Origin of the sequence: Pseudomonas flexibilis (assembly GCF_000802425.1) — a bacterium.
Classification (GTDB): domain Bacteria; phylum Pseudomonadota; class Gammaproteobacteria; order Pseudomonadales; family Pseudomonadaceae; genus Serpens; species Serpens flexibilis.
On the sequence record NZ_JRUD01000002.1, the window covers coordinates 67253 to 89218 of the forward strand.

Here is a 21966-nt window from a genome sequence, read left to right on the forward strand (position 1 = left end):
ACCCGTCAGTCCGACCGGCTATCCGCTCAGCGCATGGCGGTGCAGGTCGCGCTCCAGCACCCAGTGATTGAGCAGCTCGCGCAGCTGCGAAAGCTCCACCGGCTTGGCGATGTGCCCGTCCATGCCGCACAGGCGCGCACGGTCCTTGTGCTCGCCGAGGATGTGCGCAGTCAGTGCCACCACCGGGGTGCGCGGGCGCTGTTCGCGGGCTTCCCATTCGCGCAGCTCGCGGGTGGCGGTGAAACCGTCCATGACGGGCATCTCGCAGTCCATCAGCACCAGGTCGTAGTGCTGCTCGCGCAGCGCCGCCAGGGCCTCCTCGCCGTTGCTGACGGTATCCGGCTCCAGGTTGAGCTTGCGCAGCATGCCGCGGATCACCTTGGTGGAGATGCTGTTGTCCTCGGCCACCAGGACGCGGAAATCGCTGGGCAGAGGGGGCAGTTCGGCCGGCATGGAAGGGCTGGCCGGCTGTTGCGGGCTGCGGCCCAGCTCTTCGGCCAGGGTGGCCTTGAGGGTATAGCCGGCCACCGGCTTGGCGAGGATGCGGCGAATGCCGGCGTTGCGGGCGATCACCTTGCTCGGTGCGCTGTTCACGCCGGTCAGCATGATCAGCAGGATGTCGCGGTTGAGGTGTGGGTCTTCCTTGATCCGCGCGGCCAGTTGCAGGCCGCTCATGCCGGGCATGTCATGGTCGAGCAGCACCAGATCGAAATCGTTCTGCAGGTGCGCGCGGGTGCGCAGCATGGCCAGCGCCTCGCGACCGGAGGCCACCGCCACGGCCTGCATGCCCCAGGCGGCGCACTGCTGGACCAGCACCTTGCGGCAGATTTCGTTGTCGTCGACGATCAGCACCCGCGCGTCGTGCAGCGGCTCGTCCAGATCGCCCGGCGCCTGGCGCAGCTGCGCGGCATCCAGGGGCAGGCTCAGCGACAGGGTGTTGCCGCGCAGTTCGCCGGCCTGCACGCCGAACTCGCCCTCCATCAGCAGGGTCAGCTGGCGGGCGATGATCAGACCCAGGCGCCCACCATTGCGACTGGCAGAGAGCAGGTCGGGACTGTGCAGCGCCGCATTCAGCAGCGCCTGGCGTTCGCTCTCCGGCAGTGGCGCACCGCTGTCCTGCACGGTAATACGCAGCTGTTCGCCGTCGAGGGCGGCGGCCAGCAGGATCTCGCCGTCCTGGGTCTGGCGGAAAGCGTTGTCCAGCAGGCTGACCAGCACCTGGCGCAGGCGGGTCGGGTCGCCGGCGATCACCCGAGGCAACTGCGGCTGCACGAAACCGATCAGCTCGATCTTCTGCTGCTCGGCCCGCGCGCGGAACATGCCCAGGCAATCCTCGATCAGCGCGCCGAGATCGAAGGCCACGTCATCCAGCTCGATCTGTCCGGATTCCAGCCGGGAGATGTCGAGAATCTCGTTGATCAGAATGAGCAGTTCGTTGCCTGCACCATGGATGGTCTGCACGTAGTCGCGCTGCTTGCTGGACAGCTGGGTGCCGAGCAGCAGTTCGCTCATGCCCAGCACGCCGTTCATCGGCGTGCGGATTTCATGGCTGATCTTGGCCAGGAAGTCGGCCTTGGTGCGCAGTTCGGCGCGGTTCACCGCGTCGTCGGTGCGCGCCTGGGCTCGCTGCATGGCGTCCCGGTGCTGGCGCTGGCGCAGGGCCAGGCACAGCAGCACACCGGCCATGCCCAAGGCGACGTAGATGCTGGCGACCAGCGCGACGTGAGGCAGTTGTGCCAGGCCGAGCATCACAGGCATGACCAGCAGGATGGTGAAGAACTGCAGCAGCATGGCCAGACCGACCTGGCCCACAGCCACCTGGCCGGAGCGGTAGCGGCGCCCTGCCAGGTAGCCCACGACGGCGGGGACGGTCAGCAGCGCCAGATACATCAGCGGACTGAACCAGTGCGCCAGCGGCGGATAGACCAGCAACAGGAAGGGCAGCGCCGTCAGCCACAGGGTGGCGCGCTGCAGGAGGCGCTCCAGCACAGAGGGCGACGAGAAGAAGTCGCGGGCGAACAGCTGCAGACCGAGCAGGCCCAGCAGGGCGAACAGATCGCCGATCAGGGTTTGCGGCACCCCGAGACGCCTGGAGAACTCCATGAGCAGGCCAAGATGCGCCATGGCGCAGATCAGCAGTGAGGCGTGCAGGGCTGCCAGCCAGACAAAGCCCAGGCTGCGCGTGATGCCAGCGTAGATCAGGCAATAGACCAGCAGGGCGAAGAGTGCCCCGATCAGCGCGCCGTTCAGGTAGCTCGGCTGGCCGTGGCTGATCAGCGCTTGCTCATCCAGCACCTGCATCCAGCCACGCAACGCGTGGTAGCTGCCCAGGCGCAGGTACACCTCGCGCGCCTGGCCATCGTAGGGCAGGCGCGCGAAATAGGCCTGCCCCGCGCGAATGACCTCCGCCTGCTGCGGATGGCGTTCCCCGGAGGTGAAATGGGTGATCGGCTCGCCGCGCTCGAACAGGAAGTAGTCAATCTCCTGCGCCTTGGGGGCGAGCAGCCACAGCCAGCGCGGGGCATCGAGTGGCGGCAGGCTGACGTGCAGCCAGAGCGCACCGGGCGACGGGGGGCGGGAGAAGCTGGCAGAGGCCAGGGGCCGGAAGGGCGCTTCGCGCACGTCATCAAGGGCCAGTCGGCCGCTGGTGTCGTCGAACAGACTCCAGCGCAGCGCAGGCTCGGCGTGCGCTGCGGCCAGGGTGGCCGTGGCCAGGAGGCTGAGCAACAGCGCCATGAGTACTGCAATCACTCTCCTTGACTGCTGCACGACAACTCTCGTCTCGATCCGTGAAAAAAGTGGTCGATTATAGACATCGATCCACAGGGTTAAACAAAAAAGACGGATAAAAATCCGTCTTTTTCGGGCAGCTGTGCAGGAGTTTCCGATTAACGGTTCTGCTCGCGGGCAATGGCGCGATAGCCAATGTCCTTGCGATAGAACATGCCGTTCCAGCGGATCTTCTCTGCCAGGCGGTAGGCCTGCTGCTGGGCGTCGGATACCGTGCGGCCGATGGCGGTGGCACACAGCACGCGGCCACCGGCGGTGACCACCTGGCCCTGGGCATTCAGCGCGGTGCCGGCATGGAACACCTTGCCGTCCAGTTGCGCGGCGTCGGCCAGGCCTTCGATCACGTCACCCTTGGCGTAGTCGCCCGGGTAGCCGCCGGCGGCCAGCACCACGCCCACGGTGGGACGCGGGTCCCAGGTGGCTTCGACCTTGTTCAGCGCCTTGGCCAGCGCGGCCTCGACCAGCAGCACCAGCGAGGATTCCAGTCGGCACATGATCGGCTGGGTTTCCGGGTCGCCAAAGCGGCAGTTGAACTCGATGACCTTGGGGGCGCCGCTCTGGTCGATCATCAGGCCGGCGTACAGGAAGCCGGTGTAGACGTTGCCTTCACTGGCCATGCCGCGCACGGTCGGGTAGATGATCTCGTCCATCACGCGCTGGTGCACGGCGTCGGTGACTACCGGCGCGGGGGAATAAGCGCCCATGCCGCCGGTGTTCGGACCGGTGTCGCCGTCGCCGACGCGCTTGTGGTCCTGGCTGGTGGCCATGGGCAGCACATTTTCGCCGTCGACCATGACGATGAAGCTGGCTTCCTCGCCGTCGAGGAATTCCTCGATGACCACGCGCGAACCGGCGTCACCGAAGGCGTTGCCGGAGAGCATGTCGCGCACGGCGGCTTCGGCTTCTTCGAGGGTCATGGCGACGATCACGCCCTTGCCGGCGGCCAGGCCGTCGGCCTTGATGACGATCGGCGCGCCCTTTTCACGCAGGTAGGCCAGTGCCGGTTCCACTTCGGTGAAGTTCTGGTAGTCGGCGGTGGGAATCTTGTGGCGGGCCAGGAAGTCCTTGGTGAACGCTTTGGAGCCTTCCAGCTGCGCGGCGGCGGCGGTCGGGCCGAAGATGTCCAGGCCGCGCGAGCGGAACAGGTCGACCACGCCCTTCACCAGCGGCGCTTCCGGGCCGACGATGGTCAGCTGCACGTTCTTCGCGGCGAAGTCGGCCAGCGCCTCGATGTTCAGCACGTCGATGGCGACGTTCTCGCACTTGGCTTCGGTGGCGGTGCCGGCGTTGCCGGGGGCGACGAAGACCTTCGCGACGCGCGAATCCTGCGCGACCTTCCAGGCCAGCGCGTGCTCGCGACCGCCGCTGCCGATGATCAGTACGTTCATTTCTCTCTCCCAATGGGGGCGGGCCTGCGGCCCGCTCGGTGGATAAACAAAGCGTTATCCACCCTACGATGTCTGGCGTTCCGTGTAGGGTGGATGGCCGAAGCCATCCACCAGCGGATCAATGGCGGAAGTGGCGCATGCCCGTGAACACCATCGCGATGCCGGCCTCATTGGCCGCATCGATCACTTCCTGGTCGCGCATCGAGCCACCCGGCTGGATCACGGCGGTGATGCCGGCCTTGGCGGCGTTGTCGATGCCGTCGCGGAACGGGAAGAACGCGTCGGAGGCCATGACGGCGCCCTGCACCTGCAGACCGGCATGCTCAGCCTTGATGGCGGCGATGCGTGCGGAGTTGACGCGGCTCATCTGGCCGGCGCCGACGCCGACGGTCTGGCGGTTCTTCGCGTAGACGATGGCGTTGGACTTGACGAACTTGGCCACCTTCCAGGCGAACACCAGGTCGTGGATTTCCTGCTCGCTCGGCGCGCGCTGGGTCACCACCTTCAGGTCATCGGCGGTGATCATGCCGATGTCGCGGCTCTGCACCAGCAGACCACCGTTGACGCGCTTGAAGTCCCAGCCGGCGGCGCGTTCGGCCGGCCATTCGCCGCATTCCAGCAGGCGCACGTTGGCCTTGGCGGCCACCACGGCGCGGGCTTCGGCGGAGACCTTCGGGGCGATGATCACTTCGACGAACTGGCGCTCGACGATGGCCTTGGCGGTTTCGCCGTCCAGCTCGCGGTTGAAGGCGATGATGCCGCCGAAGGCGGATTCGCTGTCGGTGGCATAGGCCAGGTCATAGGCCTTGCGGATGCCGCCTTCGTTTTCCGGCACCACGGCCACGCCGCACGGGTTGGCATGCTTGACGATCACGCAGGCCGGCTTGACGAAGCTCTTCACGCATTCCAGCGCAGCGTCGGTGTCGGCCACGTTGTTGTAGGACAGCTCCTTGCCCTGCAGCTGCACGGCGGTGGCCACGCTGGCCTCGCCCTTCTGCGGCTCGACGTAGAAGGCGGCGATCTGGTGCGGGTTCTCGCCGTAGCGCATTTCCTGCGCCTTGATGAACTGGCTGTTGAAGGTGCGCGGGAACTGGCCACGGCCTTCGGTGGACAGGGTTTCGGCGGCCTGGTCGATGGTGCCCAGGTAGTTGGCGATCATGCCGTCGTAGGCGGCGGTGTGCTCGAAGGCCTTGAGGGCCAGGTCGAAACGCTGGGCGTAGGTCAGGCCGCCGGCCTTCAGGGATTCGACGATCCCTGCGTAGTCGCCGGCGTTGACCACGATGGCGACGTCCTTGTGGTTCTTCGCCGCGCTGCGGACCATGGTCGGGCCGCCGATGTCGATGTTCTCGATGGCATCCGGCAGGGTGCAGCCCGGCTTGGCCACGGTGGCCGCGAACGGGTAGAGGTTGACCGCCACCAGGTCGATCGGGGCGATGCCGTGTTCGGCCATGACTGCGCCATCCAGGTCACGGCGACCGAGGATGCCACCGTGGATCTTCGGGTGCAGGGTCTTCACCCGGCCATCCATCATTTCCGGGAAGCCGGTGTAGTCGGCGACTTCCACGGCATTGACGCCGTTGTCCTTGAGCAGCTTGTAGGTGCCGCCGGTGGAGAGGATCTCCACGCCGAGCGCGGCGAGCTCACGGGCGAAGTCGACGATGCCGGTCTTGTCGGAAACGCTGATCAGGGCGCGGCGGACGGGGAGGCGGGTGGTCTGGTGAGTCATTGGAAAGCCATCATGCAATTGAAAGGGGGAGAACTCGGTCAGGCTCAGAGCAGGTCGTACTGCTTGAGCTTCTTGCGCAGGGTGCCGCGATTGAGGCCCAGCAGCTCGGAAGCCTTGGTCTGGTTGCCCTTCACGTAATTCATCACGGTTTCCAGCAGGGGTGCTTCGACTTCGGCCAGCACCATGTTGTACACGTCCGTGGCAGGAGCGCCTTCCAGATGGGCGAAATAGTTGCGCAGCGCCTGTTCCACGCTGCCACGCAGGGTCTGCTGGCCGGGCGCGTTCAGGTGCTGTTTCAGATTGGCTTGCTCACTCACGGGGGTTGTTCCAGTTTCAAATGTCTCGGTCATGGTCATGCGGCCACCTCTTCCTCTGCATTCCGCGCGGCGAAGAATTCACGAACATCGGCGCACTGCGCGTGCGTGCTGTCCAGACGATTGAATTGGGCGCGGAACTCCCTGGCGCCCGGCAGCGTTGCCAGATACCAGCCGACATGCTTGCGGGCGATGCGAACGCCCATCTCGTCGCCGTAAAAGGCGTGCAGTGCCGACAGATGATCCAGCAGTATTCGTTCCACTTCTTGCAGCCCCGGCTCGGGCAGGCGTTCCCCGGTTTCCAGGAAATGGTTGATCTCCCGGAAGATCCACGGGCGCCCCTGCGCCGCGCGGCCGATCAGCAGTGCGTCGGCGCCGGTGTGCGCCAGCACCTGGCGGGCCTTTTCCGGTGAGGTGATGTCGCCGTTGGCGAACACCGGCATGGAAACGGCCTGCTTGATGGTGGCGATGGTGTCGTACTCCGCTTCCCCGGTGTACAGGTCGGCCCGTGTGCGGCCATGCACGGCGAGCGCGGCAATGCCTTCCTGTTCGGCAATCCGTGCCACGGTCAGCCCGTTCTTGTTATCGCGGTCCCAGCCGGTGCGGATCTTCAGCGTGACGGGCACATCCACTGCGCCCACCACGGCCGAAAGGATTTCCGCGACCAGCTTTTCGTCCTTCATGAGCGCCGAACCGGCCGCCTTGTTGCAGACTTTCTTGGCGGGGCAGCCCATGTTGATGTCGATGATCTGCGCGCCCAGCTCCACGTTGGCGCGCGCTGCCTCGGCGAGCATCTGCGGATCGCCGCCGGCGATCTGCACCGAACGCGGTTCCGGGTCGTCGGCGTGCAGCATGCGCAGGCGCGACTTGCGGCTGTGCCACAGGCGCACGTCGCTGGTGAGCATTTCCGACACCACGAGCCCGGCGCCGAGCCGCCGGCAAAGCTGGCGGAACGGCCTGTCCGTCACGCCCGCCATGGGCGCGAGGATCAGTCGATTGGGCAATTCGTAGGGGCCGATACGTACCGCTGACATAGGACTTCCCTGCTCTGGGGCCTGCTGGCTCAGGTCGATCGGAGGCTGCAAAAAAGGGTGGGCATGATACCCGCTCTCCGGGCCCGGTTAAAGTTGGTTTTGAACAAATTCTGAACAGCCGGAGCGTTATCGCCGTGTGGAATCAGCTAACCGACCAGGCGTGGTTCACCCCGATCCGGTCCGGGCGATCCCGGCTATTCAGGAGAGTGGAAGGCGAGGCTGTAGTTCACCGCCTTGCTGCCCGGATCGAGAATTTCCAGGGAGATGTGGATGGGCGTCTGCGAGGGCATGTCCTGTTGCCCGGCCAGTTCGCCGCTCAGGTATTCGCTGGGCTTGAAGCGGCGGCTGGCGATCGGCTGCCCGCCGATATCGGCGAAGCGCAGTTCCAGCAGCGGGAAGGGCTGGGCGAAGCTGGCGCGGTTGTAGAGGATGGCGTCCACCACCAGCGCGCCCCGGTAGGACGGATGGCTGCGCACCACCAGATTGCTGCTGCGGATCTGCTCGATGTCGACCCGTGACGGCAGGCTGCAGCCGAGGGTCGGGCAGAGCCGTTCGAACCAGGGGCGGTACTGGTCCTGGCGGGCCAGGTCCTGGAAATTGTGGTGGACGTACTGGGCGGCCAGCGCCAGGAGCGCGAGCAGAATCAGGAACGCCCAGAGCAGCCAGCGTCCCCAGGGCTTCTTCGGCTTCTGCCATTCCAGCTGCAGAGGCGCCTCGGCCAGCTCATGAAGGGCAACCCCGGGGGCTTCATCCCTGCCGTCGTCGACCCGCAGCGATTCAGCGGGAGCTGCCGGCAGCGGCTTGTCAGCCTTCGGCCGGGCCGGGCCGAGCGCTTCAGGCTGCGGCTCGCGCGTGTTGTCGCGTTCGGCGCTGAGTGCCTCGTCGCGCAGCAATGCCTCGGCCCAGGCCTCATCGTCCGCTTCGGGCTTGGTGGCGGGGCCGAGCAGGCGCTCGGCGGTGCCGGGCGCGCCCTTGAGGGTCTTGAACTGCGCGGACAGCTGTTCTTCCTGGTCCAGGCGCTCCAGTTCCTGGTCCAGGTCCAGGTCGCCCAGATCCAGGTCGTCATGGATGCGCAGGTCGTCATCGCGCAGCGTCGGTCGGGGTTTGTCCGCTGGCGGGGACTTCGCGGCTTCGGGCTTGGCGGGCGGGACCACCGCAGCCGCGGGGGGCGGCGGCGAAGCCGGCTTGGCGACCGCCGGCGCGGGCGTCCCGGATGGCTTGCTGGCGGCGGGCGGCGCGTTGCGGGCGGCCTCGGCAATCTGCCGCGCAGCATTGAACACGTGCAGGCAGGCGCCACAACGCACGGCGCCCTGGGCTGCGCCGAGCTGGGCGCGGCTGACCCGGAAGCGGGTGCGACAGTTGGGGCACTGGGCGACGTAGTTCTCTGACATTGCGCGTATCCGCGGGGAGTCGGGCGATGGCCTTACAGGCCGATTAGTCTAACGCAACCCCGTGCTCAGCGGCGTACCCCGCTGATGCGCACCCAGCCGTCCTGCTCGGCGGTGGGGTCGAGTTCGAAGGCCTCGGCGTAAGCCGCGCGCACCTCGTCAGCCTGCTCGGCCAGGATGCCGGACAGCGCCAGGCGGCCGCCGTGCTTCACTCGCGCGGTGATCTGCGGGGCGAGCTGCACCAGCGGGCCGGCGAGAATGTTGGCGACCACCACGTCGGCCTGCCCGTCCGGCAGATCCTGCGGCAGATAGAGCGGGAAGCGCGCCGGGTCGATGCCGTTGCGGCTGGCGTTGTCGCGGGAGGCTTCCAGGGCTTGCGGGTCGATGTCGGTGCCCACCGCCCGTTCGGCGCCCAGCAACAGGGCGGCGATGGCCAGGATGCCGGAGCCGCAGCCGAAGTCCAGCACGCTGCACCCTTCGAGCGCCTGGCCGTCCAGCCATTGCAGGCACAGTGCGGTGGTCGGGTGGGTGCCGGTGCCGAATGCCAGGCCCGGATCGAGCAGCAGGTTGACGGCGTCCGGCTCGGGGGCGGCGTGCCAGCTCGGCACGATCCACAGGCGGCGGCCGAAGCGCATGGGCTGGAAGTTGTCCATCCAGCTGCGCTCCCAGTCCTGGTCCTCGATGCGCTCGACCTGGTGCTCGGGCAGCGGATCGCCGGTCAGCAGGCGCAGGTGCGCGAGTACCTGCTCGCCATCGGCATCGCCTTCGAACAGCGCCAGCAGGTGGGTGTGGCTCCACAGCGGCGTGGTGCCCAGGTCCGGCTCGAAGATCGGCTGGTCTTCGGCGTCCATGAAGGTGACCGACACGGCACCGACGTCCAGCAGGGCATCCTCATAGAAAGAGGCCTGGTCAGGGGTGATGGCGAGGCGGACTTGTAACCAGGGCATGGGCGTACCTGCGGGCGAGTGGGGTGGCATGGGGCGCGCATGATAGCGCGTCGGCGGGGCCAGGCCCAGAAACGCCAAGGGCCGCCCGCAGGCAGCCCTTGGTGTACACGTCAGCCGAGGCTCAGTGCTTGTCCATACCCAGTTTCTTTTCCAGGTAGTGGATGTTCACGCCACCCTGGCAGAAGCCCGGGTCACGGGTCAGGTCGCGGTGCAGCGGGACGTTGGTCTTGATGCCGTCGACCACGATCTCGTCCAGGGCGTTGCGCATGCGCGCCATGGCTTCGTCGCGGCTGTTGCCGTAGGCAATGACCTTGCCGATCAGCGAGTCGTAGTTCGGCGGAACCGCGTAACCGCTGTACAGGTGCGAGTCGACACGGATGCCGTTGCCACCCGGGGCGTGGTAGTGCTTGACCTTGCCGGGGCTGGGCATGAAGGTCGCCGGGTCTTCGGCGTTGATCCGGCACTCCAGCGCGTGGCCACGGACCACCACGTCTTCCTGCTTGATCGACAGCTTGTTGCCGGCGGCGATGCTGAGCATCTCCTTGACGATGTCCACGCCGGTGATCATTTCGGTCACCGGGTGTTCGACCTGCACGCGGGTGTTCATCTCGATGAAGTAGAAGCGACCGTCTTCATAGAGGAACTCGAAGGTGCCCGCGCCGCGGTAGCCGATCTCGATGCAGGCGTCGACGCAGCGCTTGAGCACTTCGGCGCGGGCCTTCTCGTCGATCAGCGGGGCGGGGGCTTCTTCCAGCACCTTCTGGTGGCGGCGCTGCAGCGAGCAGTCGCGGTCGTAGAGGTGGATGGCGTTGCCCTGGCCGTCGGCCAGCACCTGGACTTCCACGTGACGCGGGTTGCCGAGGAACTTCTCCAGGTAGACCATCGAGTTGCCGAAGGCGGCGCCGGCTTCGGTGCGGGTCAGCTTGGCCGACTTGATCAGGTCTTCTTCCTTGTGCACCACGCGCATGCCGCGACCACCGCCGCCGCCGGCGGCCTTGATGATCACCGGATAACCCACTTCGCGGGCGATGCGCAGGGCTTCCTGCTCGTCTTCCGGCAGCGGGCCGTCGGAGCCCGGAACGGTCGGCACACCGGCCTTCTTCATGGCGTCCTTGGCAGACACCTTGTCGCCCATCAGGCGAATCACGTCGGCGGTCGGGCCGACGAAGGCGAAGCCGGAGCGCTCGACCTGCTCGGCGAAATCAGCGTTCTCGGCCAGGAAGCCGTAGCCCGGGTGGATCGCGGTGGCGCCGGTGACTTCGGCGGCGGCGATGATCGCCGGGATGGACAGGTAGGACTGCGCGGCGTTGGCCGGGCCGATGCAAACCGACTCGTCGGCCAGCGACAGGTGCATCAGCTCGCGGTCCGCGGTGGAATGAACCGCGACGGTCTTGATGCCCAGTTCCTTGCAGGCGCGCAGGACGCGCAGGGCAATCTCGCCGCGGTTGGCAATAAGGACTTTTTCCAGCTGCATCGCAGGTTCCCCGCGCATCAGACGATGGTGAACAGCGGCTGGTCGAACTCTACCGGCTGACCGTTTTCCACCAGGATGGATTCGATGACGCCACTGGCTTCGGCCTCGATGTGGTTCATCATCTTCATCGCTTCAACGATGCACAGGATGTCGCCCTTCTTCACGGTCTGGCCGACTTCGGCGAACGCCGCGGAGGTCGGGGAGGCGGCGCGGTAGAAGGTGCCGACCATCGGCGAGCGGACCACGTGGCCGTTCAGCTTGGGTGCGGCCGGAGCGGCGTCGGCGGCGGCCGGAGCGGCAGCCGGGGCAGCGGCGACAGGAGCAGCCATCGGGGCCGGAGCGGCGTAGACGTGCTGGGCAGCGCCCTTGCCGGTGTTACGGCTGATGCGCACGGACTCTTCGCCTTCGCGAATCTCTAGTTCGTCGATACCGGACTCTTCCAGCAGCTCGATCAGTTTCTTGACTTTACGGATATCCATTAAGCAATCACTCCCAAGTAGGGTCAGGGGCGTTCAAGGTGTTCTAGTGCCGCCTCCAGGGCCAGGCGGTAGCCGCTGGCGCCGAGACCGCAGATCACTCCCACCGCCACGTCGGAAAAGTAGGAGTGATGCCGGAAAGGTTCACGTTTATGCACGTTGGACAGGTGAACTTCGATGAATGGGATGCTCACTCCCAGCAGCGCGTCACGTATCGCAACGCTGGTATGTGTAAAAGCCGCCGGATTGATGAGGATGAAGTCCACGCCCTCGCCACGCGCGGCGTGAATCCGCTCGATGAGCACGTGCTCGGCGTTGCTCTGCAGCCAGTGCAGTTCATGACCGGCGGCGCGGGCGCGCTGTTGCAGATCGGCATTGATCTGTTCGAGCGTGATCGCGCCGTAGATACCGGGCTCGCGAGTGCCCAGCAGGTTGAGATTGGGACCGTGCAGCACCAGCAGCGTGGCCATGGGGGAACCTTGTGCGGGGATGGAAGTCGGCGACTATGCCGGGAACCGGGGGCGGCTGTCCATAAGCCAACAGTAGACGGCCGATTGCCGGGTAATGGCCGACGTTGGCCGAAAGATGCCTGGGTTTCGGAATGCTGGGGCGGAAGCCGACCGCCTGGTCGGAACCGCTGCCGCCAGCCTTGCGCGGGCGGCTGCTGGCTTCAGAGGCGCGTGCTCGCTTCGCGCAGGCGCTCGCCGAACAGCGCGGCGGTGGTTTCGCCGACCACGCGCAGGTCCTGCCACTCTTCGCCGCTGGGCGCGAACAATTGCAGGGCTGGCGGGCCGAACAGCTGGTAGCGATCGAGCAGGGTGCGCTGGGCGGCGTCGCTGCGCGTGATGTCGAAGCGCAGCAACCGGTAGCCGGCCAGCTGTTCACGGATCTGGGGTGCCTCGAGCACCTCGCGTTCGATGACCTTGCAGCTCACGCACCAGTCGGCATACCAGTCGAGCAGCACCGGCTGGCCGGCGGCGCGCGCGTCGGCCAGGGCGGCATCCAGGGCGGCGGGCTCATCGAGGGTCAGCCAGGCGCCACTCTGCACGCGGGTCGCCGGCGCGGCGCTGCCGGCCTCCAGGCGACCCAGCGGACGCAGCGGATCCGATTCGCCCTGCAGCGCGCCGACCCAGGCGCTCAGGCCGTAGACCAGCAGGGCCAGGCCGGCCAGCTGGCTGAGCTTCTGGCGTCCCGGCTTGGGAATGAATTCCAGGGCGCCGAGCCACAGTGCGGTACCAACCGCCAGCAGGCCCCACAGCGCCAGGGACAGCGAGCCGGGCAGCACACGCTCCAGCAGCCAGATCGAGACCGCCAGCAGCATCACGCCGAAGGCGTTGCGTACGCCCACCATCCAGGGGCCGGACTTGGGCAGCAGCGTGCCACCGCCGACCCCGAACAGCACCAGCGGCGTGCCCATGCCCAGGCCCAGCGCCAGCAGCTTCAGGCCGCCACCCAGCGCGTCGCCGCTGCTGCTGATGTACAGCAGGGCGGCGGCCAGCGGTGCGGACACGCAGGGGGACACCAGCAGGCTGGACAGCACCCCGAGGACCGCTGCGCCGAGCAGCGAGCCACCGCGCGCCTGGCCGGCTAGGCGGTCCAGCGGTGTGCGCAGCACGGCAGGCAGGCGCAGCTCGAAGGTGCCGAACATGGCCAGCGCGAACAGCGCGAAGAAGGCGGCGAACGGCACCAGCACCCAGGGGGACTGCAGGCGCGCCTGCAGGTTGAGGCCGGCGCCGAACAGGCCCATCAGGGCGCCGAGCAGGGCAAAGCAGATCGCCATCGGCAGCACGTAGGCCAGCGACAGGCTCAGGCCGCGCAGGCCGCCCACCTGGCCGCGCAGCACCACGCCGGAGAGGATCGGCAGCATCGGCAGCACGCAGGGAGTGAAGGTCAGCCCCAGGCCGGCCAGGAAGAACAACGCCAGGCTGCGCCAGTCCAGGGATGCGCCGCCGGGCCCGTCGATCTCCAGCTCGCGGCTCTCCGGCGGATAGCACAGGCCCAGGTCGGCGCAACCCTGATAGCCGACCCGCAGCGTGAAGCCGCGGCCCTGCGGGTTGTCCACGGCCAGGCTGATCTCGGTGATGCCGTAGTGGGCCTCGATCTCGCCGAAGTACTCGTCGACTTTCTTTACGCCGGGGGGGATCTGCGGCTCGCCCAGCGTCACGCCGGGCGTGTCGGTGGCAAAGCTGAACTGATGGCGGTACAGGTAATAGCCGTCGGCGTTGCTGAAGCGCAGGCGCACCTGCTGCGGGGTGGACTCCAGCAGCTCCAGGCGGAAGGCCTTGTCCACCGGCAGGAAGTCGCTGCTGTTGTTCAGGGCGCCGCCGAGCAGGGACTGGGCGCGCGGCGCCTCGGGCAGGGCGGCCAGCGAGGGCAGGCTGAACAGCAGGAGAAGGATAAGCAGCAGGCGGCGCATGGGCGTCTCGTCACAACGCAAGGAGCCGGCATGATACCCGACTCGCTCGCGAGGGGGCGCGACGTGGCGTCGCAAGAGATTACCGGACGGCGGCGACCCGCGCCGTGCTGGGCTTTGCCCGGGCGCCCCGGCTATAATCGCGGCCTTTTCCCGACTTGCAGACCCGAATCATGACCGAGTCCGTGCTCGATTACATGAACCGCCTGGGCCGCGCCGCGCGCGAGGCCTCGCGAATCACCGCGCGCGCCACCACCGCGCAGAAGAACAACGCCCTGCTGGCGGCCGCCCGCGCCCTGGACGCGGCGCGCGAGGCGCTGCTGGTCGCCAACGCCAAGGACCTGGCCGCCGGCCGGGAGAACGGCCTGGATGACGCCATGCTCGATCGCCTGGCGCTGACCCCGGCGCGCATCGACGAGATGATCGAAGGTCTGCGCCAGGTGGCGACCCTGCCGGATCCGATCGGCACGATCCGCGACATGCGCTATCTGCCCTCGGGCATCCAGGTCGGCAAGATGCGCGTGCCGCTCGGCGTGATCGGCATCATCTACGAGTCGCGGCCCAACGTGACCATCGACGCCGCGAGCCTGTGCCTCAAGTCCGGCAACGCCACCATCCTGCGCGGCGGTTCGGAAGCCATTCACTCCAACCAGGCGATCGCCGCCTGCATCCAGCAGGGCCTGGCCGAAGCCGGCCTGCCGCCGGCCTGTGTGCAGGTGGTGGAAACCACCGACCGCGCCGCCGTGGGTGCCCTGATTACCATGCCCGAATACGTGGACGTGATCGTCCCGCGAGGCGGCAAGGGGCTGATCGAACGCATCAGTCGCGACGCCCGGGTGCCGGTGATCAAGCATCTGGACGGCGTCTGCCACGTCTACATCGACGTCGCCGCCGACCTGGACAAGGCCATTCGCGTGGCCGACAACGCCAAGACCCAGCGCTATGCGCCGTGCAACGCCATGGAAACCCTGCTGGTGCATGCCGGAATCGCCGAGCGCGTGCTGCCGCCGCTGGCCGCCATCTACCGCGCCAAGGGCGTGGAACTGCGCGGCTGTCCGGCGACCCGCGCGCTGCTCGGCGCCGACGTGCGCGAAGCCAGCGAGGACGACTGGTTCGCCGAGTACAACGCGCCGATCCTGGCGATCCGCGTGGTCGATTCGCTGGATGCCGCCATCTCGCACATCAACCACTACGGCTCGCACCACACCGACGCGATCATCACGGAGAACTTCAGCGATGCGCGGCGCTTCCTCGCCGAGGTCGACTCCAGCTCGGTGATGGTCAATGCCTCCACGCGCTTCGCCGACGGCTTCGAATACGGGCTGGGTGCCGAGATCGGCATCTCCACCGACAAGCTGCACGCCCGCGGCCCGGTAGGCCTGGAAGGCCTGACCAGCGAGAAGTACGTGGTGTACGGCGACGGGCACGTGCGCGGCTGATGGTACGGCGCGTCGGCATTCTGGGCGGCACCTTCGATCCGGTGCACATCGGCCATCTGCGCGGGGCGCTGGAGGTGGCGGAGCTGTTCGCCCTTGACGAAGTGCGGCTGGTACCCAGCGCCCGGCCGCCGCATCGCGAGCGACCGCAGGTGTCCGCCGATGATCGCCTGGCCATGGTGCGCTGCGCGGTCGAAGGCGTACCGCCGCTGACTGTCGACGACCGCGAGCTGCACCGCGAACGTCCCTCCTATACCATCGACACCCTGGAATCGCTGCGCAGCGAGCTGGCCGCCGATGACCAGCTGTTCCTGGTGCTGGGCTGGGATGCCTTCTGCGGCCTGCCCAGCTGGCACCGCTGGGAAGAACTGCTGCTGCATTGCCACCTGCTGGTGCTGCAGCGACCGGACGCTGACGTGGAGGCGCCGGATGCACTGCGCAACCTGCTGGCCGCGCGCAGTGTGAGCGATCCGCAGGCCTTGTGCGGGCCGGGCGGGCAGATTGCCTTCGTCTGGCAGACGCCGCTGGAAATCTCCGCGACTCAACTGCGCGAACGGCTGGCGCAGGGTCGCTCGATCCGCTTTCTGGTGCCGGACGCGGTGCTGGCCTACATCCAGGCGCACGGGCTGTACCCGGCGTCCCCGTGAACCCCTTTCCATACGAGTATTGATATGCAGAACGAACAACTGGTCCAGGTCGCGGTCGACGCGCTGGAAGACATGAAGGCCCAGAACATCACCGTCATCGATGTGCGCGGCAAGACCAGCGTCACCGATTTCATGGTGATTGCCAGCGGGACCTCCAACCGCCAGGTCAAGTCGATGGCCGACAACGTCATCGAGAAGGTCAAGGAACACGGCAAGCGTCCGCTGGGTTGCGAGGGCATGGAAGGCGGCGAGTGGGTGCTGATCGACCTGGGCGACGTGGTGGTGCACGCCATGCAGACCGCCACCCGCGAGTTCTATGACCTGGAGCGCCTGTGGCGCGGCGCCGAGCAGAGCCGCGCCAGCCACGGTGGCGAGCAGGAACACGAGTAAGCCGTGAAGCTGCGGCTGATTGCCGTCGGCTCGCGCATGCCGCGCTGGGTCGAGGAGGGCTGGCAGGAGTATGTAAAGCGCCTGCCCACCGAGCTGAGCCTGGAGCTGGTGGAGATTCCGCTGCACACACGCGGCAAGAACGCCGACGTGGCGCGGCTGATCCGCCAGGAGGGCGAGGCCATGCTGGCCAAGGTGCAGCCTGGCGAGCGCATCGTCACCCTGGAGGTGCAGGGCAAGGCCTGGAGCACGGAACAGCTGGCCAGTGAACTGGATCGCTGGCGTCTGGATGCGCGGACTGTCAATCTGATGGTCGGCGGTCCGGAGGGGCTGGCGCCCGAGGTCTGCGCGCGCAGCGAGCAGCGCTGGTCGCTGTCGCCGCTGACCCTGCCGCACCCGCTGGTGCGCATCCTGGTCGGCGAACAGATCTACCGTGCCTGGACCCTGCTCAGCGGCCATCCCTATCACAAGTAGCGTGTAGTACCGATGCCGGATTCGCTCTACCTGCAGGATCATCAACGCGACGCGCGCCTCGTGCGTCGGCGCATGCTTGCGGGCGCGGTGGCGATCGGGCTCCTCACGCTGATGCTGATCGGGCGTATGTACTACCTGCAGGTGATCCAGTACGAACACCACTCCACGCTGTCGGAAAGCAACCGGGTCCATGTCCAGCCGATCCCGCCCAACCGCGGGCTGATCTACGATCGCAATGGGGTAATCCTGGCGGAGAACCGCCCGAGCTTCAGCCTGACCGTGACCCGCGAGCGGGCCAAGGACTGGCAGGCGGAGCTGGATCGGGTGGTGGAGATTCTCGGTCTTGGCGATAGCGAGCGAGCGCTGTTCGAAAAGCGCGTGCGCCAGGGGCGGCGGCCGTTCGAGCCGGTGCCCATCATGTTCGAGCTGTCCGAGGAACAGATTGCCCGCATCGCGGTGAACCAGTTCCAGCTGCCGGGTGTGGAAGTGACCGCGCAACTGGTGCGCCACTACCCGCAGCAGGAGCATTTCGCCCATTCGGTGGGCTATGTCGGGCGCATCAACGAGCAGGAGCTAAAGCGCCTCGATCCGATCAACTACAGCGGTACCCACCACGTGGGCAAGACCGGCCTGGAGCGCTTCTACGAGGACGACCTGCACGGCACGGTCGGCTACGAGGAAGTCGAGACCAACGCCCGGGGCCGGGTGTTGCGGGTGCTCAAGCGCACGCCACCGGTGCCTGGCAAGGATCTGGTGCTGACCCTCGACAGCCGTCTGCAGGCCGCCGCCGAGGCCGCCCTCGGCGGTCGGCGCGGTGCGGTGGTGGCCATCGAGCCGACCACCGGCGAGATTCTCGCCGTGGTCAGCCAGCCCAGCTTCGATCCCAACCTGTTCGTCACCGGCATCAGCTTTCGCAAGTACGCCGAGCTCAGCGAGTCCATCGACCGGCCGCTGTACAACCGGGTAATGCGCGGACTGTACCCGCCGGGCTCGACCATCAAGCCGATGGTGGTCGTGGCCGGTCTGGACGCCAAGGCCATCACCCCGCAGACCAAGGTGTTCGACCCCGGCTACTACCAGCTGCCCAATGTGTCGCACAAGTACCGCAACTGGAACCGCTACGGTGACGGCTGGGTGGACCTGGACCTGGCCATTGCCCGCTCCAACGATACCTACTTCTACGATCTGGCCCACAAGCTGGGCATCGACCAGTTGCACGACTACATGACCCGCTTCGGTTTTGGTACCCGGGTCGCCCTGGATGTTTTCGAGGAAACCGCCGGCCTGATGCCGTCGCGGGAATGGAAGCAGCGCCGTTACCGACAAGTTTGGTACCCGGGCGAAACGCTCATCCTCGGCATCGGTCAGGGCTACATGCAGGCCACGCCGCTGCAGTTGGCCCAGGCCACCGCGCTGATGGCCACGCGCGGCAAGTGGATTCGGCCCCACCTGGCGAAAAGCGTGGGCGGTGTGCCGCCGGTGGACACCAATCCGGTTCCCGACATCGAGCTGCGTGATCCGCGTTTCTGGGACCACGCTCGCGAGGGCATGGAGTCGGTGGTGCATGGCCCGCGCGGCACGGCGCGGCGCATCGGGCTGGATTCTCCGTACCGTATTGCCGGCAAGAGCGGTACCGCCCAGGTGGTGGCCATCAAGCAGGGCGAGAAGTACGACAGCGAGAAGCTGGAGGAGCGACATCGCGACCACGCGCTGTTCGTGGCCTACGCGCCGGCGGATGATCCCCGGATCGCCGTGGCGGTGATGGTCGAAAACGGCGAGTCGGGCAGTGGCGTGGCCGGGCCGGTGGCCCGCCAGGTCATGGATGCCTGGCTGCTCGATGAGCAGGGCCAGCTCAAGCCCAAGTTCGCTCCGCCACAAGCCCCGAAGGTGGTGAACAACCGTGGCAACTGAATTCAACCGTTCCCTGTCCGATCATGATCCGCTGAGCCGTCGGGCCAGCCTGCTGCAGCGTCTGCACATCGACGGTGTGCTGTTGCTGTTGCTGCTGACCCTGGCCGCTGCGAGCCTGTTCATCCTGTATTCGGCCAGCGGCAAGAATGTCGAGCTGCTGATCAAGCAGGCCACCTCGTTCGGGATCGGCCTGCTGGCCATGCTGCTGATTGCGCAGCTCGATCCACGCTTCATGGCCCGCTGGATACCCTTCGGCTACGCGTTTGGCCTGGTGCTGCTGGTGTGGGTGGAGCTGTTCGGCTACACCGCGATGGGCGCCACTCGCTGGATCAACATTCCGGGGGTGATCCGTTTCCAGCCGGCCGAGCTGATGAAGATCCTCATGCCGGCAACCATCGCCTGGTACCTGGCTCGCCACAACCTGCCGCCGAATCTGAAACACACCGCCTGGGCACTGGTGCTGATCGGCATGCCGTTCGTGCTGATTCTCAAACAGCCGGACCTGGGCACCTCGCTGCTGATCCTCGCCTCCGGCGCCTTCGTGCTGTTCGTCGCCGGCCTGCGCTGGCGCTGGGTGATCGGCGCCGCCGCCGCCGCGATACCGGTGGCGGTGTTCATGTGGCTGTTCGTGATGCACCAGTACCAGAAGCAGCGGGTGCTGACCTTCCTCGACCCGGAAAGCGATCCGCTGGGAACGGGCTGGAACATCATCCAGTCCAAGGCGGCGATCGGTTCGGGGGGGGTGTTTGGCAAGGGCTGGTTGCAGGGGACGCAGTCGCACCTGGATTTTTTGCCGGAAAGCCACACCGACTTTATCATTGCCGTGCTTGGTGAAGAGTTCGGCCTGGTCGGCATCTGCCTGCTCCTGCTGCTCTATCTGTTGCTGCTGGCGCGTGGCATGGTCATCACCGTGCAGGCGCAGAGCCTGTTCGGCAAGTTGTGGGCCGGCGGCCTGACGCTGACCTTCTTCGTCTATGTGTTCGTCAACATCGGCATGGTGAGCGGTCTGCTGCCGGTGGTGGGGGTTCCGCTTCCTTTCATCAGCTACGGCGGTACGTCGCTGGTTACGCTGTTGTCCGGATTCGGCGTTTTGATGGCGATCCACACCCATCGCAAGTGGATCACCTAATGAGGACCGCTATGCGCAAGAGTGCCCAACGACTGATTCATGCCCTGCTGGGCTTGTGCGCAGCGGGCTGCGTGCCCGTCAGCGGCGCGTCCAGCGGTGATTACCAGGGCTCGGCGCAGGTGCGCGAGCTGATCGAGGAAATGACCCTATCCCATGGCTTCGCCGCCGAGCAGCTCGAAGCGCTGTTTGCCGAGGCGGAGCGCAAGCAGGTCATTCTCGAGGCCATTTCCCGACCCGCCGAGCGGGTCAAGCCGTGGAGCGAGTACCGGCCGATCTTCCTCACCGATGCCCGCATTGCCCGCGGCGTGGATTTCTGGCGCGAGCACGAGGCGGCGCTGAGTCGCGCCGAACGCGAATATGGCGTGCCGGCCGAGGTGATCGTCGCCATCATCGGCGTGGAAACCTTCTACGGGCGCAACACCGGCAGCTACCGTGTGCTGGATGCACTGTCCACGCTGTGCTTCGACTACCCGCCGCGTGCGCCGTTCTTCTGTCAGCAGCTGCGCGAGTTCCTGTTGCTGGCGCGGGAGGAACAGGTCGACCCGCTGCGCCTGAAGGGCTCCTACGCCGGGGCGATGGGCTTGCCGCAGTTCATGCCCGGCAGCTTCCGCGCCTATGCAGTCGACTTCGACGGTGATGGCCGCATCGATATCTGGAACAACCCGGTGGATGCCATCGGCAGTGTGGCCAGCTATTTCAAGCGTCATGGCTGGGTCACCGGCGCCAGCGTGGTCAGCCGGGTGCAGGCCGATGGCGAGCGGGTCGAGGAGGGCATCAGCCCCGGTCTGGAGCCGACCCTGAGCGTGGCAGAGCTGCGCGAGTTGGGCTGGCGTTCGGAGCTGCCGCTCGATGACGGTCTGTCGGTCACGGCCATCCGCTTCGACGGTGAGGCCGGCGAGGAATACTGGCTCGGACTGTCCAATTTCTACGTCATCACCCGCTACAACCGCAGCGCCATGTACGCGATGGCCGTCCATCAGCTGGGCGAGGCGCTGGTGCAGGCCAGGGGGAATCGTTGATGCGTGTTCTGCTTCCGACGCTGCTGGCCGCGCTGCTGCTGGCCGGTTGTTCGAGCCCGCCGAGCGGCACCCCGTCCACGTCGTCCGCCGGCACGTCGAGTTATGCGCGACCTCACAAGGACGGCGCGCCCTGGTGGGACGTGGACGTCTCGAAGATTCCGGACGCCGTGCCCATGCCGCATTACGGACGGGTCAAGGCCAACCCCTACACGGTACTGGGCAAGAGCTACTACCCGATCAATGATGCGCGGACCTACCGGGAAACCGGCACCGCGTCCTGGTATGGCACCAAGTTCCACGATCAGCTCACCGCCAATGGCGAGCGCTACGACCTGTACGGGATGACCGCTGCCCATAAGACCCTGCCGCTGCCCAGCTACGTGCGGGTCACCAACCTGGACAACGGACGCAAGGTGGTGCTGCGCGTCAACGACCGTGGCCCCTTCTATTCCGACCGCATCATCGACCTGTCCTTCGCGGCGGCGAAGAAGCTCGGTTTCGCCGAGAGCGGCACGGCGCGGGTGCATGTCGAAGGCATCGACCCCTACCAGTGGTGGGCCGAACGCGGGAAGCCGGTCCCCAGCGTACTGGCGCAGCCGGCGACGGGGTCGTTCGCGTCGAGTGCGCCGGGACAGGTCGAGCAGTACGTTCCGCCGCCTACCCAGCATGCCGCGGCGGTCTTGCCGGTTCAGGTGTCCACCCCCTCGACGGCCATTCCGGACAAGGGCTTCTACCTGCAAGTCGGGGCGTTCGCCAACCCGGATGCCGCCGAACTGCTGCGTGCCCAGCTGAGCGAAACGGTCTCCGTACCGGTGTTCATCAGCTCGGTGGTGCATAATCGCCAGGTGCTGCACCGTGTCCGGCTGGGGCCGATCGGCACTTCCGACGAGGCGCAGCGTCTGCAGCAAAGCGTGCGCCTGGCCAACCTGGGTGCGCCACAATTGGTGCGTCCCGACTGAGCGGGTCGTTGCCGGTTCTGTGACAACGCGCGTGGCTCGTTCCGCGTTGTGAAC

19 protein-coding genes are annotated in these 21966 nt (G+C 66.8%); 8 read left to right on the forward strand and 11 right to left on the reverse strand.

What is annotated here, in order from left to right; all coding sequences use genetic code 11:
* Positions 1 to 18: 18 nt before the first annotated feature.
* From SF06_RS00905 to dsbD, 11 genes are all read right to left on the reverse strand, one after another.
* Positions 19 to 2769, reverse strand: a complete 2751-nt coding sequence (locus SF06_RS00905) for a response regulator (RefSeq protein ID WP_039559407.1) — start codon at positions 2767 to 2769, stop codon at positions 19 to 21.
* 119 nt (positions 2770 to 2888) lie between these two features.
* Positions 2889 to 4178, reverse strand: coding sequence for a phosphoribosylamine--glycine ligase (purD, locus tag SF06_RS00910; protein WP_039559410.1), 1290 nt, complete (start codon positions 4176 to 4178; stop codon positions 2889 to 2891).
* 118 nt (positions 4179 to 4296) lie between these two features.
* Positions 4297 to 5904: a bifunctional phosphoribosylaminoimidazolecarboxamide formyltransferase/IMP cyclohydrolase gene (gene purH, locus SF06_RS00915; RefSeq protein ID WP_039559412.1), complete on the reverse strand. Its 1608-nt coding sequence runs from the start codon at positions 5902 to 5904 to the stop codon at positions 4297 to 4299.
* Positions 5905 to 5948: 44 nt separating this feature from the next.
* A complete protein-coding gene (gene fis / locus SF06_RS00920; protein WP_027589913.1) occupies positions 5949 to 6260 on the reverse strand; it encodes a DNA-binding transcriptional regulator Fis in 312 nt (103 codons plus the stop codon).
* Positions 6257 to 7252, reverse strand: a complete 996-nt coding sequence (gene dusB / locus SF06_RS00925; RefSeq protein WP_027589914.1) for a tRNA dihydrouridine synthase DusB — start codon at positions 7250 to 7252, stop codon at positions 6257 to 6259. The genes fis and dusB overlap by 4 nt, the downstream gene beginning before the upstream one ends.
* A 194-nt stretch (positions 7253 to 7446) precedes the next feature.
* Complete coding sequence (locus SF06_RS00930) at positions 7447 to 8643, reverse strand: DUF3426 domain-containing protein (protein ID WP_039559415.1); 1197 nt, start codon at positions 8641 to 8643, stop codon at positions 7447 to 7449.
* Between the two features lie 65 nt (positions 8644 to 8708).
* On the reverse strand, positions 8709 to 9587 hold the full coding sequence (gene prmA, locus SF06_RS00935) for a 50S ribosomal protein L11 methyltransferase (RefSeq protein ID WP_039559417.1): 879 nt from the start codon (positions 9585 to 9587) through the stop codon (positions 8709 to 8711).
* Between the two features lie 121 nt (positions 9588 to 9708).
* Positions 9709 to 11061, reverse strand: a complete 1353-nt coding sequence (gene accC, locus SF06_RS00940; RefSeq protein ID WP_037008665.1) for an acetyl-CoA carboxylase biotin carboxylase subunit — start codon at positions 11059 to 11061, stop codon at positions 9709 to 9711.
* A gap of 17 nt (positions 11062 to 11078) precedes the next feature.
* Positions 11079 to 11540 carry an acetyl-CoA carboxylase biotin carboxyl carrier protein gene (gene accB, locus SF06_RS00945; RefSeq protein WP_039559420.1) on the reverse strand — a complete coding sequence of 154 codons (462 nt, stop codon included), beginning with the start codon at positions 11538 to 11540 and terminating at the stop codon, positions 11079 to 11081.
* Positions 11541 to 11563: 23 nt separating this feature from the next.
* Positions 11564 to 12007 (reverse strand): type II 3-dehydroquinate dehydratase, encoded by a 444-nt coding sequence (gene aroQ / locus SF06_RS00950; RefSeq protein WP_027591851.1) that lies wholly within the window; start codon positions 12005 to 12007, stop codon positions 11564 to 11566.
* Between the two features lie 200 nt (positions 12008 to 12207).
* Positions 12208 to 13953 (reverse strand): protein-disulfide reductase DsbD, encoded by a 1746-nt coding sequence (dsbD, locus tag SF06_RS00955; RefSeq protein ID WP_039559423.1) that lies wholly within the window; start codon positions 13951 to 13953, stop codon positions 12208 to 12210.
* A gap of 170 nt (positions 13954 to 14123) precedes the next feature.
* Here dsbD and SF06_RS00960 point away from each other — a divergent pair, with 170 nt between their 5' ends.
* From SF06_RS00960 to SF06_RS00995, 8 genes are read left to right on the forward strand one after another with little or no spacing between them, the layout of a single operon-like run.
* Positions 14124 to 15389, forward strand: a complete 1266-nt coding sequence (locus tag SF06_RS00960; protein ID WP_039559425.1) for a glutamate-5-semialdehyde dehydrogenase — start codon at positions 14124 to 14126, stop codon at positions 15387 to 15389.
* Complete coding sequence (gene nadD, locus SF06_RS00965; RefSeq protein ID WP_027591138.1) at positions 15389 to 16033, forward strand: nicotinate-nucleotide adenylyltransferase; 645 nt, start codon at positions 15389 to 15391, stop codon at positions 16031 to 16033. The genes SF06_RS00960 and nadD overlap by 1 nt, the downstream gene beginning before the upstream one ends.
* Before the next feature lie 24 nt (positions 16034 to 16057).
* Positions 16058 to 16423 carry a ribosome silencing factor gene (gene rsfS, locus SF06_RS00970; RefSeq protein WP_027591139.1) on the forward strand — a complete coding sequence of 122 codons (366 nt, stop codon included), beginning with the start codon at positions 16058 to 16060 and terminating at the stop codon, positions 16421 to 16423.
* Between the two features lie 3 nt (positions 16424 to 16426).
* On the forward strand, positions 16427 to 16894 hold the full coding sequence (gene rlmH / locus SF06_RS00975) for a 23S rRNA (pseudouridine(1915)-N(3))-methyltransferase RlmH (RefSeq protein ID WP_039559429.1): 468 nt from the start codon (positions 16427 to 16429) through the stop codon (positions 16892 to 16894).
* A 12-nt stretch (positions 16895 to 16906) separates the two neighbouring features.
* Positions 16907 to 18805, forward strand: coding sequence for a penicillin-binding protein 2 (gene mrdA / locus SF06_RS00980; RefSeq protein WP_039559432.1), 1899 nt, complete (start codon positions 16907 to 16909; stop codon positions 18803 to 18805).
* A gap of 31 nt (positions 18806 to 18836) precedes the next feature.
* Positions 18837 to 19934 carry a rod shape-determining protein RodA gene (rodA, locus tag SF06_RS00985; protein WP_175444357.1) on the forward strand — a complete coding sequence of 366 codons (1098 nt, stop codon included), beginning with the start codon at positions 18837 to 18839 and terminating at the stop codon, positions 19932 to 19934.
* A complete protein-coding gene (gene mltB / locus SF06_RS00990; RefSeq protein WP_052199671.1) occupies positions 19934 to 20953 on the forward strand; it encodes a lytic murein transglycosylase B in 1020 nt (339 codons plus the stop codon). The genes rodA and mltB overlap by 1 nt, the downstream gene beginning before the upstream one ends.
* On the forward strand, positions 20953 to 21912 hold the full coding sequence (locus tag SF06_RS00995; protein ID WP_039559435.1) for a septal ring lytic transglycosylase RlpA family protein: 960 nt from the start codon (positions 20953 to 20955) through the stop codon (positions 21910 to 21912). Before mltB ends, SF06_RS00995 begins: the two co-directional genes overlap by 1 nt.
* Positions 21913 to 21966: the final 54 nt, after the last annotated feature.

Coding starts and splice junctions, on each gene's coding strand:
- SF06_RS00930 (WP_039559415.1), bottom strand. CDS start 8,643: ATGTCAGAGAACTACGTCGCCCAGTGCCCCAACTGTCGCACCCGCTTC.
- nadD (WP_027591138.1), top strand. CDS start 15,389: ATGGTACGGCGCGTCGGCATTCTGGGCGGCACCTTCGATCCGGTGCAC.
- fis (WP_027589913.1), bottom strand. CDS start 6,260: ATGACCATGACCGAGACATTTGAAACTGGAACAACCCCCGTGAGTGAG.
- rsfS (WP_027591139.1), top strand. CDS start 16,058: ATGCAGAACGAACAACTGGTCCAGGTCGCGGTCGACGCGCTGGAAGAC.
- accC (WP_037008665.1), bottom strand. CDS start 11,061: ATGCAGCTGGAAAAAGTCCTTATTGCCAACCGCGGCGAGATTGCCCTG.
- SF06_RS00995 (WP_039559435.1), top strand. CDS start 20,953: ATGCGTGTTCTGCTTCCGACGCTGCTGGCCGCGCTGCTGCTGGCCGGT.
- prmA (WP_039559417.1), bottom strand. CDS start 9,587: ATGCCCTGGTTACAAGTCCGCCTCGCCATCACCCCTGACCAGGCCTCT.
- mrdA (WP_039559432.1), top strand. CDS start 16,907: ATGCCGGATTCGCTCTACCTGCAGGATCATCAACGCGACGCGCGCCTC.
- purD (WP_039559410.1), bottom strand. CDS start 4,178: ATGAACGTACTGATCATCGGCAGCGGCGGTCGCGAGCACGCGCTGGCC.
- SF06_RS00960 (WP_039559425.1), top strand. CDS start 14,124: ATGACCGAGTCCGTGCTCGATTACATGAACCGCCTGGGCCGCGCCGCG.
- aroQ (WP_027591851.1), bottom strand. CDS start 12,007: ATGGCCACGCTGCTGGTGCTGCACGGTCCCAATCTCAACCTGCTGGGC.
- purH (WP_039559412.1), bottom strand. CDS start 5,904: ATGACTCACCAGACCACCCGCCTCCCCGTCCGCCGCGCCCTGATCAGC.
- dsbD (WP_039559423.1), bottom strand. CDS start 13,953: ATGCGCCGCCTGCTGCTTATCCTTCTCCTGCTGTTCAGCCTGCCCTCG.
- mltB (WP_052199671.1), top strand. CDS start 19,934: ATGAGGACCGCTATGCGCAAGAGTGCCCAACGACTGATTCATGCCCTG.
- dusB (WP_027589914.1), bottom strand. CDS start 7,252: ATGTCAGCGGTACGTATCGGCCCCTACGAATTGCCCAATCGACTGATC.
- accB (WP_039559420.1), bottom strand. CDS start 11,540: ATGGATATCCGTAAAGTCAAGAAACTGATCGAGCTGCTGGAAGAGTCC.